Origin of the sequence: Mycolicibacterium rutilum (assembly GCF_900108565.1) — a bacterium.
GTDB lineage: Bacteria > Actinomycetota > Actinomycetes > Mycobacteriales > Mycobacteriaceae > Mycobacterium > Mycobacterium rutilum.
The window spans coordinates 408,436-424,962 of the sequence record NZ_LT629971.1; the positions used below are offsets into that span (position 1 = coordinate 408,436).

Annotated in this window: 20 protein-coding genes; 5 read left to right on the forward strand and 15 right to left on the reverse strand. The window is 68.8% G+C overall.

Annotated features, from left to right (window positions below; translation table 11 throughout):
- The first annotated feature begins 7 nt into the window (after positions 1-7).
- Complete coding sequence (gene menJ / locus BLW81_RS01905; RefSeq protein WP_083405725.1) at positions 8-1,228, forward strand: menaquinone reductase MenJ; 1,221 nt, start codon at positions 8-10, stop codon at positions 1,226-1,228.
- Here the strand turns inward: menJ and BLW81_RS01910 are convergent.
- Positions 1,225-1,431 carry a hypothetical protein gene (locus BLW81_RS01910; RefSeq protein ID WP_083405726.1) on the reverse strand — a complete coding sequence of 69 codons (207 nt, stop codon included), beginning with the start codon at positions 1,429-1,431 and terminating at the stop codon, positions 1,225-1,227. The genes menJ and BLW81_RS01910 overlap by 4 nt on opposite strands.
- Before the next feature lie 21 nt (positions 1,432-1,452).
- Here BLW81_RS01910 and BLW81_RS01915 point away from each other — a divergent pair, with 21 nt between their 5' ends.
- Positions 1,453-1,896: a GAF domain-containing protein gene (locus BLW81_RS01915; RefSeq protein ID WP_083405727.1), complete on the forward strand. Its 444-nt coding sequence runs from the start codon at positions 1,453-1,455 to the stop codon at positions 1,894-1,896.
- 100 nt (positions 1,897-1,996) lie between these two features.
- Positions 1,997-2,212: a hypothetical protein gene (locus BLW81_RS01920; protein ID WP_083405728.1), complete on the forward strand. Its 216-nt coding sequence runs from the start codon at positions 1,997-1,999 to the stop codon at positions 2,210-2,212.
- Here the strand turns inward: BLW81_RS01920 and BLW81_RS01925 are convergent.
- Together BLW81_RS01925 and BLW81_RS01930 are read right to left on the reverse strand one after the other, a co-directional pair.
- Complete coding sequence (locus tag BLW81_RS01925) at positions 2,209-3,264, reverse strand: alpha/beta hydrolase (protein WP_083405729.1); 1,056 nt, start codon at positions 3,262-3,264, stop codon at positions 2,209-2,211. The two genes, BLW81_RS01920 and BLW81_RS01925, sit on opposite strands and share 4 nt — an antisense overlap.
- Positions 3,265-3,338: 74 nt before the next feature.
- Positions 3,339-4,031: a demethylmenaquinone methyltransferase gene (locus BLW81_RS01930; protein ID WP_083405730.1), complete on the reverse strand. Its 693-nt coding sequence runs from the start codon at positions 4,029-4,031 to the stop codon at positions 3,339-3,341.
- Positions 4,032-4,099: 68 nt separating this feature from the next.
- Here BLW81_RS01930 and BLW81_RS01935 point away from each other — a divergent pair, with 68 nt between their 5' ends.
- Positions 4,100-4,924, forward strand: a complete 825-nt coding sequence (locus BLW81_RS01935) for an SDR family oxidoreductase (RefSeq protein ID WP_083405731.1) — start codon at positions 4,100-4,102, stop codon at positions 4,922-4,924.
- A 14-nt stretch (positions 4,925-4,938) separates the two neighbouring features.
- Here BLW81_RS01935 and BLW81_RS01940 read toward each other — a convergent pair whose 3' ends face one another.
- From BLW81_RS01940 to BLW81_RS01955, 5 genes are all read right to left on the reverse strand, one after another.
- Entirely contained in the window at positions 4,939-5,256 is a 318-nt protein-coding gene (locus BLW81_RS01940) for a hypothetical protein (protein WP_083405732.1), read from the reverse strand.
- A gap of 156 nt (positions 5,257-5,412) precedes the next feature.
- Positions 5,413-6,690 carry a group II intron reverse transcriptase/maturase gene (gene ltrA / locus BLW81_RS01945; RefSeq protein WP_083405733.1) on the reverse strand — a complete coding sequence of 426 codons (1,278 nt, stop codon included), beginning with the start codon at positions 6,688-6,690 and terminating at the stop codon, positions 5,413-5,415.
- A 565-nt stretch (positions 6,691-7,255) separates the two neighbouring features.
- Positions 7,256-8,413 carry an HNH endonuclease signature motif containing protein gene (locus BLW81_RS01950; protein ID WP_235632375.1) on the reverse strand — a complete coding sequence of 386 codons (1,158 nt, stop codon included), beginning with the start codon at positions 8,411-8,413 and terminating at the stop codon, positions 7,256-7,258.
- Entirely contained in the window at positions 8,353-8,625 is a 273-nt protein-coding gene (locus tag BLW81_RS29815; RefSeq protein WP_235632150.1) for a hypothetical protein, read from the reverse strand. The genes BLW81_RS01950 and BLW81_RS29815 overlap by 61 nt, the downstream gene beginning before the upstream one ends.
- A gap of 56 nt (positions 8,626-8,681) precedes the next feature.
- Entirely contained in the window at positions 8,682-9,827 is a 1,146-nt protein-coding gene (locus tag BLW81_RS01955; protein WP_083405735.1) for a glycosyltransferase family 4 protein, read from the reverse strand.
- 112 nt (positions 9,828-9,939) lie between these two features.
- On the opposite strand from BLW81_RS01955, the gene BLW81_RS01960 reads away from it, so the two are divergent.
- Positions 9,940-10,611 (forward strand): DsbA family protein, encoded by a 672-nt coding sequence (locus BLW81_RS01960; protein WP_083405736.1) that lies wholly within the window; start codon positions 9,940-9,942, stop codon positions 10,609-10,611.
- Here the strand turns inward: BLW81_RS01960 and BLW81_RS01965 are convergent.
- From BLW81_RS01965 to BLW81_RS01995, 7 genes are all read right to left on the reverse strand, one after another.
- Positions 10,592-11,140: a DUF3592 domain-containing protein gene (locus BLW81_RS01965; protein WP_407662309.1), complete on the reverse strand. Its 549-nt coding sequence runs from the start codon at positions 11,138-11,140 to the stop codon at positions 10,592-10,594. The two genes, BLW81_RS01960 and BLW81_RS01965, sit on opposite strands and share 20 nt — an antisense overlap.
- The gene (gene menD, locus BLW81_RS01970) at positions 11,137-12,798 is read right to left on the reverse strand and encodes a 2-succinyl-5-enolpyruvyl-6-hydroxy-3-cyclohexene-1-carboxylic-acid synthase (RefSeq protein WP_083410265.1); all 1,662 of its coding nucleotides are present in this window, start codon (positions 12,796-12,798) and stop codon (positions 11,137-11,139) included. Before menD ends, BLW81_RS01965 begins: the two co-directional genes overlap by 4 nt.
- Positions 12,799-12,800: 2 nt before the next feature.
- Positions 12,801-13,583 carry an alpha/beta fold hydrolase gene (locus BLW81_RS01975; protein ID WP_083405737.1) on the reverse strand — a complete coding sequence of 261 codons (783 nt, stop codon included), beginning with the start codon at positions 13,581-13,583 and terminating at the stop codon, positions 12,801-12,803.
- Positions 13,584-13,636: 53 nt separating this feature from the next.
- On the reverse strand, positions 13,637-14,143 hold the full coding sequence (locus tag BLW81_RS01980; protein ID WP_083405738.1) for a nitroreductase family deazaflavin-dependent oxidoreductase: 507 nt from the start codon (positions 14,141-14,143) through the stop codon (positions 13,637-13,639).
- Between the two features lie 25 nt (positions 14,144-14,168).
- Complete coding sequence (locus BLW81_RS01985; RefSeq protein WP_083405739.1) at positions 14,169-14,891, reverse strand: DJ-1/PfpI family protein; 723 nt, start codon at positions 14,889-14,891, stop codon at positions 14,169-14,171.
- A 13-nt stretch (positions 14,892-14,904) separates the two neighbouring features.
- Positions 14,905-15,864 carry a GlxA family transcriptional regulator gene (locus BLW81_RS01990; RefSeq protein WP_157897544.1) on the reverse strand — a complete coding sequence of 320 codons (960 nt, stop codon included), beginning with the start codon at positions 15,862-15,864 and terminating at the stop codon, positions 14,905-14,907.
- Between the two features lie 64 nt (positions 15,865-15,928).
- Complete coding sequence (locus tag BLW81_RS01995; protein WP_083405741.1) at positions 15,929-16,516, reverse strand: TetR/AcrR family transcriptional regulator; 588 nt, start codon at positions 16,514-16,516, stop codon at positions 15,929-15,931.
- Between the last annotated feature and the right edge of the window lie 11 nt (positions 16,517-16,527).

Sequence of the window (16,527 nt, forward strand, 5' to 3'; positions counted from 1 at the left end):
GTGAACCATGAAGACGCGAGCCGACGTGGTCGTCGTGGGAGCCGGGCCGGCAGGTTCGGCCGCCGCCGCGTGGGCCGCCCGCGCCGGGCGCGACGTGCTCGTCATCGACTCCGCGCAGTTCCCCCGCGACAAGGCCTGCGGCGACGGGCTGACCCCGCGCGCCGTGCTGGAGATGCAGCGGCTGGGCCTGGGTCCGTGGCTGGCCGGGCGGGTGCAGCACCGCGGATTGCGGATGTCCGGGTTCGGCGCCGACGTCGAGGTCGCGTGGCCGGGCCCGTCGTTCCCGGCGACGTCGAGCGCGGTCCCACGCACCGAACTCGACGACCGGATCCGCATGGTGGCCGCCGACGACGGCGCCAAGATGATGCTCGGCGTCAAAGCCGTTGACGTACAGCACGACTCGAGCGGACGAGTCTCGGCGGTGGTGCTGGACTCCGGCGTCGAGGTCGGCTGCACCGAACTGATCGTCGCCGACGGCGCCCGCTCGACGCTGGGCCGGGTGCTGGGCCGGCAGTGGCATCAGGAGACGGTCTACGGGGTGGCGGTCCGCGGCTACATCGCCACCCCGCGCGCGAGCGAGCCGTGGATCACGTCGCACCTGGAGCTGCGCTCCCCCGAGGGCAAGGTGCTGCCCGGCTACGGGTGGATCTTCCCGCTGGGCAACGGCGAGGTGAACATCGGCGTCGGGGCGCTGGCCACCGCCAAACGGCCGGCCGACGCCGCGCTGCGGCCGCTGATGTCGTACTACACCGGGCTGCGCCGCGAGGAGTGGGGCTTCGACGGCGAACCACGCGCCGGGCTGTCGGCACTGCTGCCGATGGGCGGCGCGGTCTCCGGGGTGGCCGGTCCGAACTGGATGCTGATCGGCGACGCCGCTGCCTGCGTCAACCCGCTCAACGGCGAAGGCATCGACTACGGGCTCGAGACCGGCCGGCTGGCCGCGGAACTGCTGGGCACCGGCGACCTGACCGATGCGTGGCCCGCGGTGCTGTCGGCGCACTACGCGCGCGGGTTCTCCGTCGCCCGGCGGTTGGCGCTGCTGCTGACGTTCTCGCGGTTCCTGCCCGCGACGGGGCCGGTGGCGATGCGGTCGGCGGTGCTGATGAACATCGCGGTCCGGGTGATGGGCAACTTCGTCACCGACGACGACGAGGATCGGATCGCCCGCGTGTGGCGCGGCGCGGGCCGGCTGTCGCGCCGCATCGATGAGCGCCCGCCGTTTCGCTAGTCGTCCTTCTTCGGCGTACCGGATGCGGTGAGCGCCAACGCGATCAGCACGTCGGCGGTGGTGATGAACAACCCGATCCAGTACGCCCACCGCACGGTCGGGTCCGGCTGGGTGACGAAGTACATGACCAGAAAGATCGGACCCACGATGCCGAAGACGAACATCATGCCCTGAAACATCAGGTAGCGCTTGAACGTCTCCATGGTGGGGGCAGAATAGCGCGGATGGCCGAGGTGTACCGCGCTCCGATGCGGTCGCGGCGCGACGACATCGACCCGCAGGGCGCCATCGACCGCGCGCTGGAACATGGGCTGGTCGGTTTCGGTGACGCGGAGACCGGTGAGCGGTTGGCGCGGCGCATCTCGCGGTTCGCCGCGGCGCCGGACGGGTCGTTCGTGTGGACCCGCGACGCCGACGGACTGTACTGGCTGGGTCGCATCGACGGGCCGTATTTGCGTGACGATGATCCCGCCGCGGTCGCCGTCGACCTGGTGCATGTCCGGCCGTGCCGGTGGCTCGCGTCACCGATGGTCGAATCCGTCACGCCTGCAGCGGTTCTCGCGACGTTCGGCCGCGGTGGGCGCAACTTCCAGCAGACGCACGACCCGGACGTCGGCCCGCAGACCGAGCGGCTATGGGCCGACCGCACAACGCAATTGCCGAGCTGACCTAAATGTAAGCCCTGCTAGACGAGCTGTTTTGTGCCGCCCATCGGGATTAGCCTGGTGCGCAGAGGCGTTCAACTCTGCAGCAGCGGAAGGAACGACGATGCTTGGTCACACGGTACGAGCGATACTCGCGGCGGCGGTCATCACGGTGGCGGCCTCCGGGACGGCGACCGCGGCCGCCGCGCCGAAGGGGCCGTGCGAGAACGTGCCGTATGTCGGGGTGTGCGAGCCGCTGCGCGGGACGCCCCACACGCCGTCGAGGCAGAGCATGGGCGAGGTCGTCCTGCCCGGCACCAACCCGCAGACTGTCGGCTAACTCAGCGACTTCGCGAACCCGCTGACGTCGCGGATGCTCGCCGCGTACACCTCGGGCAGGTGTGCGCCCAGCAGAAGGTCGCCGCCGTGGCAGGTGCCCGCGACCACCCGCCCGACCGCGGGGACACCGGCGCGCAGCAGGCGGCGATAGTAGGTCAGCCCCTCGTCGCGCAGCGGGTCGAGTTCGTTGACCGAGATCACATGCGGCGGAAGCCCTTCGAGGTCCTGGTCGGTGGCGACGGCCGCCCAGCAGGTGGGGTTGTCGGCGTGCGAGCCGTCGGGGTTGTAGATCGACCCGAGCAGCGCGAGCTGGTGACGGCTGATGAAGTACTCGTCGTTCTCCTCGAGCGAGGGAAGGTCGTCGCACTGGTCGAGCCATCGGTTCGAGATGTACGGACACTGTGCGTAGAACCCGGCGATCTCGGACAGCCAGCCCTCGCGTTTGGCCTTGTGCGCGACCGTGAGCGTGAGGTTGCCGCCGCCGGACTCGCCGGACACGATCAGGTGCGACACCCCGAGCTCGTCGCGGTTGGCGGCGACCCAGCGCACCGCGGCGGCACAGTCGTTGAGGCCGGCGGGAAACGGGTGCGGCCCGAGCTTGCCCCCGGAGTTGCGGAATTCCACGCCGATCACGACCAGTCCGGTGGCGGCGAGGCTCTCGCGGATCCGGATGTAGCCGATGTCGGCGGCGCTGCCGATCGCCATCCCGCCGCCGTGCAGGTGGACGACCGCGGGCAGCGGGCCGTCGGCGTCGTCGGGCGTGCTGACGAACAGCGGGATGTCGTTGCCGTCGGGGCCGGGAATCGTCGTCTCGGTCGTGGTGACGCCCTCGACGGCGGGAAGGTCACCCCCGAGCGCGGCGAGGATCGCGCCCATCGCCTTCTCGCTCATGGTGGCGAACGCGATGCGTTCCTCGAGCGGGGCGTCGACGCTCAGTGGGATGGCGGGTAGCCGGCCGTCGAGCCCGAAAGGCGCGAACGCCTTGACCATTCGCGGGTCGGACCGGGGATCGAGGCCCAGTGTGCAATCGGGATCGAGGAGGCGTCCGTGCATGCTGCGACCGTACAACGCGTGGCTGTGTGCGGCGCCGCATTTCGGTCAGCGGCTGGGATACCCGGGACGTCGGGTCAGTGACGCGGTTTGGTGGCGGCGTGCAGTGCGACGATCCCGCCGGTGAGGTTGCGCCAGCGCACCGCCGACCAGCCGGCGTCGGTGATCTGGCGGGCCAGTTGCGCCTGGTCGGGCCAGGCGCGGATGGATTCGGCGAGGTAGATGTAGGCGTCCGGGTTCGACGACACCGCGCTGGCCATCCGCGGCAGCGCCTTCATCAGGTACTCCTTGTACGCAGTGGCGAACAGTCCGTTCGTCGGGGTGGAGAACTCGCAGACCACGAGCCGGCCGCCGGGGCGGGTGACGCGCGCCATCTCGCGCAGCCCCGCGGTGTGGTCGACGACATTGCGGAGGCCGAAGCTGATGGTGACCGCGTCGAACACGCCGTCGTCGAACGGCAGTCGCGTCGCGTCGCCGGCGACCTTGGGCACGGAGCGCTGCGCGCCTGCGGCGAGCATGCCGACCGAGAAGTCGGCGGCCACGCACCAGGCGCCCGAGGTCGCCAGTTCGACGGTCGACACCGCGGTGCCCGCCGCCAGGTCGAGCACCTTGTCGCCGGGGCCGATCCGCAGCGCCGAGCGGGTCGCCCGTCGCCAGAACCGGTCCTGGCCGAGCGAGAGCACGGTGTTGGTCAGGTCGTAGCGCCGCGCCACCGCGTCGAACATGGACGCGACCTCGTGGGGGTCCTTCTCCAGCGATGCGCGGCTCATGCGCCTACCGTAGCTGTGAACCTGCTTAGGGCGGGAATGCGGAGCGGCGGTGGACGACTATAGGAACCATGAGCGAAAAATTTTGGTTCATCACCGGGACATCGCGAGGCTTCGGACGCGAGTGGACGATCGCGGCACTGGAACGCGGCGACAAAGTGGCGGCAACGGCGCGCGACGTGTCGACCCTCGACGACCTGGCCGCCAAGTACGGCTCGGCGCTGCTGCCGATCGCGCTGGACGTGACCGACCGCGACGCGGACTTCGCCGCGGTCAAGCAGGCGCACGACCATTTCGGGCGGCTCGACATCGTCGTCAACAACGCGGGCTACGGACACTTCGGGTTCATCGAGGAGCTCACCGAGCAGGAGGCGCGCGCCCAGATCGAGACGAACGTGTTCGGCGCGCTGTGGGTGACGCAGGCGGCGCTGCCGTATCTGCGGGCGCAGCGCAGCGGGCACATCATCCAGGTGTCGTCGATCGGCGGCATCTCCGCGTTTCAGAACGTCGGCATCTATAACGCGTCGAAGTGGGCGCTCGAAGGGTTCTCGCAGGCGCTGGCGCAGGAGATCGCGCCGTTCGGTGTGCATGTGACGCTGATCGAGCCGGGCGGGTTCGCCACCGACTGGGCGGGACCGTCGTCGCGTCGCTCGACGCCGCTGCCGGACTACCGCGAAGTGCACGAGGCGGCCGACCGCGCCCGCAGCCAGCGAGTGGCCAAGCCGGGTGATCCGCAGGCCTCGGCGCGGGCGATACTCAAGGTCGTCGACGCCGAAAATCCGCCGCTGCGAGTGTTTTTCGGCGAGTTGCCGCTGCAGATCGCCAAGGCGGACTATGAGAGCCGGCTCAAGACGTGGGAGGAATGGCAGCCGGTCGCGGTCGAGGCGCAGGGCTGAAAAGTGTTCGGCCGTCAGGCCGCGTTGTTGTTCGGCGGTGAGGGGCCGCCTGGTTCACCTGCCTTGTCGTCGGTGGGTTCGTCGATGGCGGCCGTGTCGTCGGTTGGCTCGGAGTCTTCGATCGGTTCGACGTCGGTTTGGGTGTCGTCGATTGTGATGTCGTCGAACTGCGCTCGGAATCCTGATTGCGCGTCACCGGCCTCGTTCTGGTGGTCAGTGGGTTCGACCTCGTCGTTGGGTTCGCTGTCGGGCGTGGCGCCGCCGTGTTCGATGGTGTGGGCGGGCTTAGGGCGCGGTTCCGGTTCGTCGGCTTCGGTGTCGTTGATCGCCACCGCGGCATTTGGCTTAGCGCCGCCACTTCCGCTGTCGCGCACCGGCTTTGTGTCGCCGGTTTCGGTGTCGTCGGGTTGGAGGAGCAGTTCGGGGTCGGGTGGCCCGGAGGGGTTGCACCTCCGGGCTCCCTCAGAACCGGGCGTGACAGTCTCCCGTCACCCGGCTCCCATCATCTTGATCTTCAGCGGGGCCGTGACCTGGCTCCAGTGGGCGAACAGCCGAGGATAGTGTGCAACAGCACGGGCCCAGGCTTTACTGGCCTTCCGGTAGCCGCGGTAACGTCGATATTTCTTGCGGATCCAGCGCAGCAGGTAGGCGTTGATGCGCCCAAGGAAGGGGTTTAGCGCTGTGGAGTAAAAGGCTCCGTAGTAGCGCATCCACCCCCGGACGACCGGATTGATCATCCGAGCCAACTCAACGAAGGACAGATCGGTGCGACGGTGCAACTTCCATCGGCGCAGCACCTGCCCCATCTTCTTCAAGGCGTCGGGGCTGACCGCAGGAAGAAACGAGGTGAATACCACTCCGTTTCGATTGCGTGCCCCGCGAGCGCGAAACATGTAACCCAGAAACGTAAACGACGTGTGCTCAGCAGAGCCGCGCCGGTTGGCGTCCTGGCAGTACACGATCCGGGTCTTGTCCGGATGCAGGCGCAGCCCGACAGATTCCAGCCTGGTTGCGATCGCCGCCTGCACCTGGTGAGCTTGCCGCTCACTGGTGCAGTGCACGACCGCGTCATCGGCATACCGCTCGAACGGGACCGACGGAAATTCCCGACGCATCCACATATCGAACGCGTAGTGCAGAAACAGGTTCGCCAACACCGGGGAAACCGCCGACCCTTGCGGGGTGCCACGATCTCGCTGGTGCAGGGTGCCATCGGGCTGCTGCAGTGGTGCGGCAAGCCACCGCTTCACATACAGCAGCACCCATGATTGGTCGGTGTGTGCGGCCACTGCTTTGATGACCAGATCCCAGGGCACACTGTCGAAGAACTTCGCCACGTCCAGATCGATGACCCAGTCGTAGCTCCAACAGCGTTGCCGACAGGCCCCAACCGCGTCGAGGGCCGACCGGTTCGGTCGATAGCCGTAGGAGTCTGGATGAAGGATCGGTTCGACCTGCTCTTCCAGCCGTATGGCCACCACCGTCTGGGCGATCCTGTCCGCGACCGTGGGCACTCCTAGCACCCTGGTCCCGCCGCCATGTGGCTTGGGGATCTCCACCGCCTTCACCGGTGGGGGAAAGTAGGACCCCGAGGCCATCCGATTCCAGATCTTGTAGAGGTTGCTCTTTAGATCAGCCTCGAATGCCTGCAGATCCACACCATCGACTCCCGGTGCACCCTTGTTCGCCTTGACCTTCTCGTAGGCCCTCCAGATTTCCCACTTCGAAACTTCGAACGGTTTCGCTGATGATTTCAGCGTGCTCATACAGCTCCTCCCCGAGACGATTCCCCGGGTTGACCGGACAAACAGCCACAGATGACCCGGCCCCTTCGCTCCACCCCCATTACAGGGGCTTCCTCACTACTACGAGCCGGTCCGCCAGCGCGCCGCGCAACGGTACTCACACCGGGCCATGGCCCGGCTACTCCCTCTCGCTGGGGAATCCGGTTACATCCCAACCGAACTCATTCAGCAGTGTCGTGACGCGCCTTCCCACGTTTCCTGCAAGAGCCGCAGACCAGGCTCATGCCGCCTCAATGCCGGACACCACCTGGCCAGAATCGGGACACCCGCCAAGCCTTGCTCCCGCCGCCCACCACACGGCCGCGGTTTCGATGTCACTCCAAACTATGACGACACATCAACAGCGGTTCGGGGTCACTCATCTTCCTGGTCCCCACCTGACACCTCCTGGGGGTGCCTTTTCCACATCGCTCACCACGACGGTCTTCAGCCAACGCAGCATGTGGTGGTTTGAAGTCTCCGCCCGACCGACGACTCCGAAGGGCCAACCTTCATCTCTTGCAGAACACCGAATCACACAGTCTCGCTACCTACATCGAGCCTCCGATCCTCGTTCGTGGCACACGCGGTGGTAGTAGTTGATGCGGTTTTGGCCGGTGTCGAGGCCGGGTGGGGGGTGCCATTCGACGTTGTGTGTGTGGGTCATGTGGGTGGTCCAGCCGCTGTCGTCGTCGACGCTGCAGTTGTGGGGTCTGCAGGCCAGGCCGAGTTCGTCGATGTTGGTGTTGCCGCCTTGGGCCCAGTCGGTGCTGACGTGGTGGACCTGGGATCCGTAGGCGCCGACGGGGCAGCTGGGTTTGGTGCAGCCGCCGTCGCGGCTGATGAGCATGATCCGCTGGGCTGGAGAAGCCACCCGTTTGGACCGGTACAGATCCAGCGCGGAGCCGGTGGCGCGGTCGAACACGGCCAGGTAGTGGTTGGCGTGGCCGGCCAGGCGGATGACGTCGGGCAGCGGCATGCGGGTGCCGCCGCCGGTGGTGGCGACCCCGGCGCGTGACTCCAACTCTTGCAAGGTGGTGCGGATGATGATCGACACCGGTAGCCCGTTGAGCTGACCGAGCTCGCCGCTCATCAAGGCGATGCGGGTCAGGGCGATCAGGGCGTCGTGTTGGCGTTGCGCCAGGCTGCGGTGGTCGTTGTCGATCTGGGCTTGGGTGGGGGTGCCCGAGGTGCACGGTTCGGGGTCATCGGGATTGCACATCCCGGGGGCGGCGTATTTGGCGAACAGCACCTCGAGCCCAGCCCACGCTTCGGGCGTCAGCCGCGCGCGCAGTTCGACCATCCCGTCGGCGCCTTGTTTGGACTTGGTGACGGCGCGTTTGCGGGCGCGGTCGGTGTCGGTGGGCTCAGGGCCGTCTTGGTCGATGAGGTAGAGCATCAGTTCAGCGGTGTCGGTGAGTTCTTTGGGTCCGGCTTTGACGGCCATGCCGACGAGGTCGACTTCGAATGTCTCGCGGGTGGCGGTGTCGACGAAGCTGGGTAGTTTGGCCACCGATTTGCGGATGATCTCGACATGCTCAGGGTTGATCAACCCGTGCGCCTGGGCCACCGCGGTGGCCGCCAACTGCGGCGCCAACGCCGGCCCCGTCACCGACTGGCGCGGGGCGAGCAGTTCGGCTTCGGTCAGGCGGCGGTGCGCTTCGGGCGGAACAGCCGCCACCGCACACGCAGCACCTCTTTCCAGTTGTGCGCACCCATCTGCTGCGGCGTGGTTTCGGCGCGCAGCCGCGCCAACAACCGATGCCCCACCGCGGGCAGCTGACACGACACCGTTTCGAAGTCATCGAGAGCAGCCACCAGCTCGGGCGCATTCAGCAGGTCCAGATCGCAGGCGGCCAGCGCGTCGACGGCCGCGCGCACCGCGGCCATCGCGTCCTGCACCTGGCTCTCTGCCATATTTCGAACATACATTCGACCACCGACAAAAAAGCGCGACGCCAGTGGAGCGGAAACTACGCACTTTCGGCGCGGCGCGAGCGTGCCCGCACACCCGACGCAAGGACCTCGTCGTAATGGCCGAGCAGTTCGTCGCAGATGGCCGGCCAGGTGCGGGTGAGCACGCTGCGGCGGGCGGCGACGGAGTACCGCTGGCGCTCGGCGATCAGATGGTCGACCGACTCGGGGAGCCGGGCTTCGAACGCATCGACCTCGAGCAGCAGTCCGGTGCGGTAGGGCGCGACGAGATCGCGCGGCCCGCCGGCGTTCGGCGCGATCACCGGCAGGCCCGACGCCATCGCCTCCTGCACCGCCTGGCAGAACGTCTCGTGCTCGCCGGGATGGACGAACACGTCCATGCTGGCGTACGCGGCGGCGAGGTCGTCGCCGTACAGAGCTCCGGTGAAAACCGCTGACGGCAAGACACTTTCGAGCTTCGCGCGATCGACACCGTCGCCGACGACAACGAGCTGCAGGTCGTCACGATGTGCCAACGCCGCCAGCCGCTCGACATGCTTCTCGGGGGCCAGCCGGCCGACGAAGCCCACGACCGGCTTGCCGTCCGGGGACCACCGCCCGCGCAGGTCGTCGTTTCGCGCCGACGGGGCGAAGCCGGTGACGTCGACGCCGCGCGCCCACTTGTACACTCGCGGAATACGGTGCGCTTCAAGGTTTTCGATGGCCGCCGTCGACGGTGCCAGCGTGCGGTCGGCGCGGCTGTGCAGGTGCCGCGTCCACGCCCAGGCGGCGCGGGCGGTGCACCCGACCCCGTAACTCTCGGCGAAACCAGCGACGTCCGTTTGAAATACCGCGACCGTCGGCACACCGAGATGCCGCGCGGCGTGCAAGCCGCCGTAGCCCAGCAGCGCCGGCGACGCCAGATGCACCACGTCCGGATCGAATCCGCGCAGCACGCCCAACATCCGGGGCCTCGGCACGCCGAGCGGCAACGAGGTGACCTTCGGGAACATCCGCGACGGCACCCGGTGCACCCGCACACCGTCGTGCAGGCGGTCGGCGGCAGGTTCCCCTCGCGGAGTGTCCGGGGCGATGACGAGGGCTTCGTGTCCGGTGCGGCGCAGATGCTCGATCACCCGCAGCACCGAGTTGGTGACGCCGTTGACATTCGGGAGGAACGATTCTGCGACGATTGCAACGCGCACGCCCGAAGCGTGGCAGCGCCGGCTGTCGTGAAGGTTGCGGCCAGGAATATGGCACACGAAAACCTCGTGCCACCCGCACGGGTATTCTGCGGACCAGAGAAGGGCGGGTGACATGCGCAAATCCGTCGCCGTGCTGGCGTTGGCGCTGACGGTGCTGCTCGTCGCGGTGGGGTGCACCCGACAGGTCGGCGGTGCCGCGCAGCGCGACCCGGCGCACCCGCCGGTGACGGTCAGCGAGGACGGCTACGGCGTGGTCGCCGGATTCGACGACGCACCGGTCAGTATCGAGATCTTCACCGAACCGCAGTGCACCCACTGCGCCGATCTGCAGGCCGACTTCGGCGACCAACTCGCCTACTACATCGGCGTCGGACAGTTGAGCGTCACGTACCGTCCGCTGATCTTTCTCGACGAGGAGCGCGACGGGCATTCGGCGCGGGTGAGCAACGCGCTGTTCCTGGCCGCCGACGGTGAGACGACGGGCACTCAGTTCCAGCGGTTCGTCGAAGAGCTCTGGGCCAACCAGGATCCCGGCGGTCGTGGACCCAGCGACGACGAGATGGCCGACATGGCCCGCTCCGCCGGTATGCCCGAGTCGGCCGTCCGCCGGATCGCCGTCGGCGGGTCAGCGGTGAACATCGCCGACATGGACGCCATCAACTTCGAGTACCTCTACGAGATCGACAACCTCAACACCGGCACGCCAACGGTTTACAACCTGACGGCCGACAAGCGGCTCGACATCTACGACGACGACTGGCTGCTCAAGCTGGTCCAGTCGTAGCCATTTCCTGCTCACGCGCGACGATCTCACCCCGCACGACGCGGCGCTCGATCGCGGTCACGCCGAACAGCGCGGCGATCGCGACCAGCCAGCCGACCACCGCGGTCGAGCCGGCCGGGATGATCGCCAGCGACGCGTTACGGTGTTGCACGCGAACGAGATCCGGGTTGTTGACGTCGTACTCGACGTAGATGTTCATGCCCGTCTCGAGCTCTGACGGGTAGAGCACGCCCAGCTCCGGCCGGTAGGTCACGCGGTCGGGGGTGACGAACTCGATCGTCGAGCGCCGGGGACCGGCCGACAGCACCTCGGCGGCGGCCACCCCCATGTGCCGCTCGATCTGGCGGTCGTTGCGCCACGCCCCGAGAATCATCAGCACCGACTGCAGCGTCACCAGACATGCCACGACCACGATGCCGACGCGGATCCGCCGGAAGATGCGTTGGCGGCGAGTCTCGTTCGGATCCGCCGACAGGCGCGGCAGGAACCGTCGCACCCACTTCACCGGCTTCGCCCAGCGACCCCTCACAGGGCCGCCTTGATCGATGCGTGCAACGCCCGCAGCGACGACCGGTCGGCCTTCACCTCCAGCACCCGCATCCCGTCATAGGGCTCGTCGAGCGCCTCGACCAGATCATCGACCTCGAGCTGGCGGCTCTCGACGTGGTAGGCGCGGCACAGCGCGCCGACGTCGACGTCGTGCGGGGTGCCGAAGATCCGCGACGACACGTCGGAGAACCTCGGGTCGCCCTGTTCGAGCAGCTCGAAGATGCCGCCGCCGTTGTCGTTGGACACCACGATCGTCAGGTTGCGCGGCGTCGGCTCGGTCGGGCCGATCAGCAGCCCGGAGCTATCGTGCACGAACGTAAGGTCGCCAAGCAGCGCGATCGTGCGCGCCGGTGGGCCTTCCCAATCCACCCCGCCGGCCCGTTCGTGCGCCAGCGCCGCTCCGATCGCCGTCGACACCGTCCCGTCGATGCCGGCCACGCCGCGGTTCGAGCGCACCTTGAGTCCCCGGGTGCCCAGGCCGACCAGCGCCGCGTCACGCACCGGATTGGACGCGCCGAGCACCAGTTGATCGCCCGGCCGCACCGCGTCGGCGACCGCCGCGGCCACGTGCAGGCCCGTCTTGAGCGGATGCGCGGCGAGCTGACCGCGGACCGCGTCGACCGCATGTCGGTGCACCTCCGCGCAGCGCTGCAGCCACGCCGGGTCCGGCGCTCCGGAAGTCACCGCCCTGGTGCCGGTGGCCTGCGAGTTGCCGGACACATCGGGCCAGCGCGGACCCGTCGTCAGCGCATACACCGGCACCGACGGGTCGGCCAGCAGCGCCGACACCGGGCGATGCAGCGTGGGCCGGCCCAGCATGATGACCTGCTTCGGGCGCAACAGCGGCAGCGCGAACGGGTGCAGCGGGTTGGCCGCGGGCGGCGCGGTCGGCTCGGCGACGGTGGGCAGCGCCGCCAGGTTCGGATGCTCGCCGGCGCCGTGGCCAGCGATGACCACGGTGTCGGGGGTCAGGTCGATGTCGAGCGCCTGGTCGAAGGTCACCGGCGGCGTGATCGTCCAGGGCTGGCCGCCGGGGCGTCCGTCCGGCGCGTAGCCGGCGGTGTCCTCGCTGGCGCCGGGAACCAGCGGCTCGCGCAGCGGGATATCGAACTGCACCGGGCCCGCGTTGGCGGAGCGAGATCCGGTGGCCGCCACCAGAACCCGGCACACCGCCGAACGCCACTGCGCGTTGAGCGCGTCGAGGTGCTCGGGCGTTTCCTGCGCCAGCCCGAGGCTGATCGATGCGCGCACCTGGGTGCCGAAGTACCCCAGCTGCTCGAAGGTCTGGTTGGCGCCGGTACCCAGCAGCTCGTAGGGCCGGTTGGCGCTGAGCACCACCAGCGGCACACGGGCGTAGTTGGCCTCGACGACCGCGGGCCCGAGGTTGGCCACCGCGGTGCCCGACGTCATCGCGATGCACACCGGTGCGCGTTCGGCGACCGCCAGTCCGATGGCCAGATAGCCCGCGGTGCGTTCGTCGATACGGACGTGGAGCCGCAGCCGCCCGGCCCGGTCGGCGTCGTGCAGGGCGAACGCCAGCGGCGCGTTGCGCGATCCCGGGCACAGCACGACGTCACGCACGCCGCCGCGAATCAGTTCGTCGACGACCACGCGGGCCTGCGCGGTCGAGGGGTTCACCACTACAGCCTATCGGCGAAGAAATCGAGCACCGCTTTGTTCACCAGGTCGGGCCGCTCGATGAAGCCGAGGTGACCGGTGTCGGGAATCTCCAGGTAGCGGCCGCGCGGGATGGCGTCGGCGACCTCGCGGCCCAGGTGCGGCGGCAGCACGACGTCGTCGGAGAACCCGATCACCAACGTCGGCGCCGTAATACTTCGGTAAGCGGGCAGCCGGTTGCCCTGCGGGCCGATGCCGATCTGCGTGCGCATCCCCGGCGTCGGCTTGGACGGCCACATGGTGAACATGTCGATCCAGTCCCGCACCTTGGCGTCGTCGTTCAGCGTCTTGGGTGAAAAGCTCTCGAGCAGACGGATTTTCGCGTCGTAGTTCGGCGGCAGCTTGACCCCGGATTCGGCGAGCTCCCACTCGGCGTTGCGGAAGAACTCGCGGGTGCGGTCGGCGCGGCCGCGCGTCGCCATCAGCACCGCGCGTTCGACGAGTTCGGGCCGCGACACCATGAGCTCCTGGGCGATGAACGAGCCCATCGACACCCCGACGAGGTACACCGGCGCGGCGTCGAGCTTCTCGATCAGGGCGGCCGTGTCGGCCACCATCGTCTCGGCGGTGAAGCCGGTGGCCTTCTCGGTCGCGCCGACCCCGCGGTTGTCGAATGTGATGCAGCGGTACCCGGCGCGCTGGAACTCGGGCACCTGGTGCAGGTGCCAGGTCCGGCCCGCTCCCCCGCGACCGGCGATGAACAGGACTGATGGACCGCGACCGCGGTCGTCGTAGGCCAAATTCACCCCGCCGACGGTACTCACATCCCGGGTGTGACGGGCATCGCGGGTTTACAGATTCACTCGGTGCCGGCTTCGGTGAAGGCGATGACCGGGATGCGACGGCCGCCGCTGCGCTTCTCGTAGTCGGCGTAGTTCGGCATGAACTGCTTGGCCAACTCGAACAGCCGGTCGCGTTCGGCTCCGGTGATCTCCTCGCCGATGAAGGCGCCGCGGTAGCCGCGGGCCGCCAACGTGACGCGGGAATGGGCCTTGACGTTGTGGAACCAGCCCGGATGCCGCGTGTCGCCGTAATTCGAGGCGATCACGATCACCCGTCCGGCGTCGGTGAAGTAGGTCAGCGGGGTGCTGTACTGCTTGCCGGACTTGGCGCCGATGTGGGTCAGCAGCACCTCGGGACGGGTCGCCGACATCGACAGATGCCCGTCCGTCGCGGTGATCAGCGCGCGGTCGAGCCGCCAGCCGACGCGGCGCAGGAACCAGCGACCCGGCGCGATGCTGAAGAACCGGGCGCCGTAGCGGATCAGCGGCGACGGCGGGTCGGGTCGTACCTCGGGGATGCCCACAGAGGCGACGGTAGTGCAGCGACGGCTACCGGGCGGAGGCCGCCTTCTTACGGACCCGACCGATCGCGGCGTCCCACAGCAGCGCCACCGGCGCCGTCAGCTGCCCGTTCCTGGCGGTGTCGCGGCTGAGCAGCGCCGACGCGGTCGCCTTGGTCGCGGCCGACGCCTTCGACAGGTGCCCGGAGTCGTACGGCGGCTGCGGGTCGTACTCGATGACCAGCTGCACGGCCCTGGCCTTCGCGTCGCCGGCGATCTGCCCGAACAGCCACATGCCGAGGTCGATGCCCGCCGACACCCCCGCCGCGGTCAGCACCTTGTCGTCGTGCACGATGCGCTGGTCGCCGACGGTCTGGACGCCGAACGGCTTAAGCATCGGCAGCGCCATCCAGTGCGACGTCGCGCGGCGGCCCTTCAGCACGCCTGCCGCCGCGAGGATCACCGAACCCGAGCACACCGACGTCGTCCACGTCGACGTCGCGTGGGCGCGTCGCACCCAGTCGAGCACCTTCTCGTCGCGGGCGTGCTCGAAGCTCGTCAGCCCGCCAGGGATCAGCACGATGTCGGGCGACGGGGTCTCGTCGAACGAATGCGTCGCGCCGATCAGCAGCACACCGGAGTCCGCGGTGATCGGTCCCGGTTCGTGCCAGACGAACCGCACCTCGGCGCCGGGCAGGTTGCGCAGCACCTCGTAGGGCCCGATGAAGTCGAGCGCGGTGAAGCCGGGGTACACCATGATCGCGATCTGCATCGTCTTCTCCTTGTCACGCGAACGTTTTGCGGTACTGGTCCGGCGAGATGCCGAGCCGTCGAACGAAGTTGCGGCGCAACGTTTCCGCGCTACCGAAGCCGCAGCGGGCGGCGATCGCGGTGACCGTGTCGTCGGTCTCCTCGAGTTGGCGACGAGCGGCCTCGGTGCGGATCCGTTCGACGTAGGTCCCCGGCGCCTCGCCGACCTCGTCGGTGAACACCCTGGTGAAGTGCCGCGGGCTCATCGCCGCGCGGCGGGCCAGGTCGGCGATGCTGTGCGCGGCGGCGGGTTCGGCCTCGATGGCCTCCTGCACCTCGCGGATCGGGGCGCGTTTCGCGCGGGGCATCCACACCGGCGCGGCGAACTGGGTCTGCCCGCCGGGCCTGCGCAGATACATCACCAGCCAGCGCGCGACGGTCTGGGCGGTGTCGGTGCCGTGGTCGTCCTCGACCAACGACAGTGCCAGGTCGATGCCCGCGGTCACGCCCGCCGCGGTCCAGGTGCGCTCGTTGCTGCGCACGAAGATCGGATCCGGATCGACTGTCACGGAAGGGAATTCGCCGGCCAGCCGGTCGGCGAACGCCCAGTGCGTCGTCGCCCGACAGCCGTCGAGCAGACCGGCCTCGGCGGCCAGGAACGCTCCGGTGCACACGCTCACGACGCGCCGCGCGTGCTGGGCGACGGCCCGGACCCACGCGACCACGTCGGCGTCGCGGCGGGCGTCGTCCAATCCGAATCCGCCCGGCAGCACCACCGTGTCGATCACACCGCGCGGATCGGGCAGCGGTTCGGCCAGCAGCGCCAGGCCGGTGCCGGTGGTGACGGGTTCGCCCCCGGAGGAGACGATGCGGACCTGGTAGCCCTCTTTGCCCGCGTCCTGCAGCAGCATCGCGGCCGCGGTGAACACCTCGAACGGGCCGACCAGGTCGAGCGCCTGCACGCCCGGGTAACCGAGGATCACCACCGATCGCATGGATCCAGTGTTGGCCACCGTGGGCGTGGCGTCTATGCCATGCACCCCACAGATCAGGACACGCTCACCACACGAGGGGCGCCAGGTGTTTGACCGCGTACGCCCGCACGGCGGCGTCGTCGCGGACGTCGAGCACCGGGGTGCGTACCTGGGCCAGCGAGGTGGCCAGCCGGATGTGCAGTTCGCACACCGCCAGCAGGTCTTCGTCGGACATGGTCGCCCCGGCCGCGCGCAGCGCCTTGGCCATCCCCGCCGACGCGCTCTGCAAGAACTCCTCGGCTTCGTCGTACATGCCCGCCATCGCCGACAGGTCGCCGTCGAGCCGCAGGAACCGGCGCATGATCGGCTCGCCGGTCAGCAGCCGCAGACCCTCGCAGAACGCGGCGACCGCGGCCTCTTTCGCCCCCGACTCGATGCCCACCGTCTGCAGCCGGGCCATCGCGAAATCGAAGGTCTGCCTGCCGAGTTCGGTGATCAGCGCGTCGCGGCTGGGAAATCGGCGGTACAGCGTGCTGCGGCTGACGCCGGCCTGCCGCGCGATGACGTCCATGCTGGCGCGGCCGACGCCGACCAGCGACACTTCCTCGGCGGCGGCCTTGAGGATGGCCGCCTCCTGTTCGGTGCGGCTGTCGGTGTTGCGGAGCCGTCGCATCTGATCGAGCC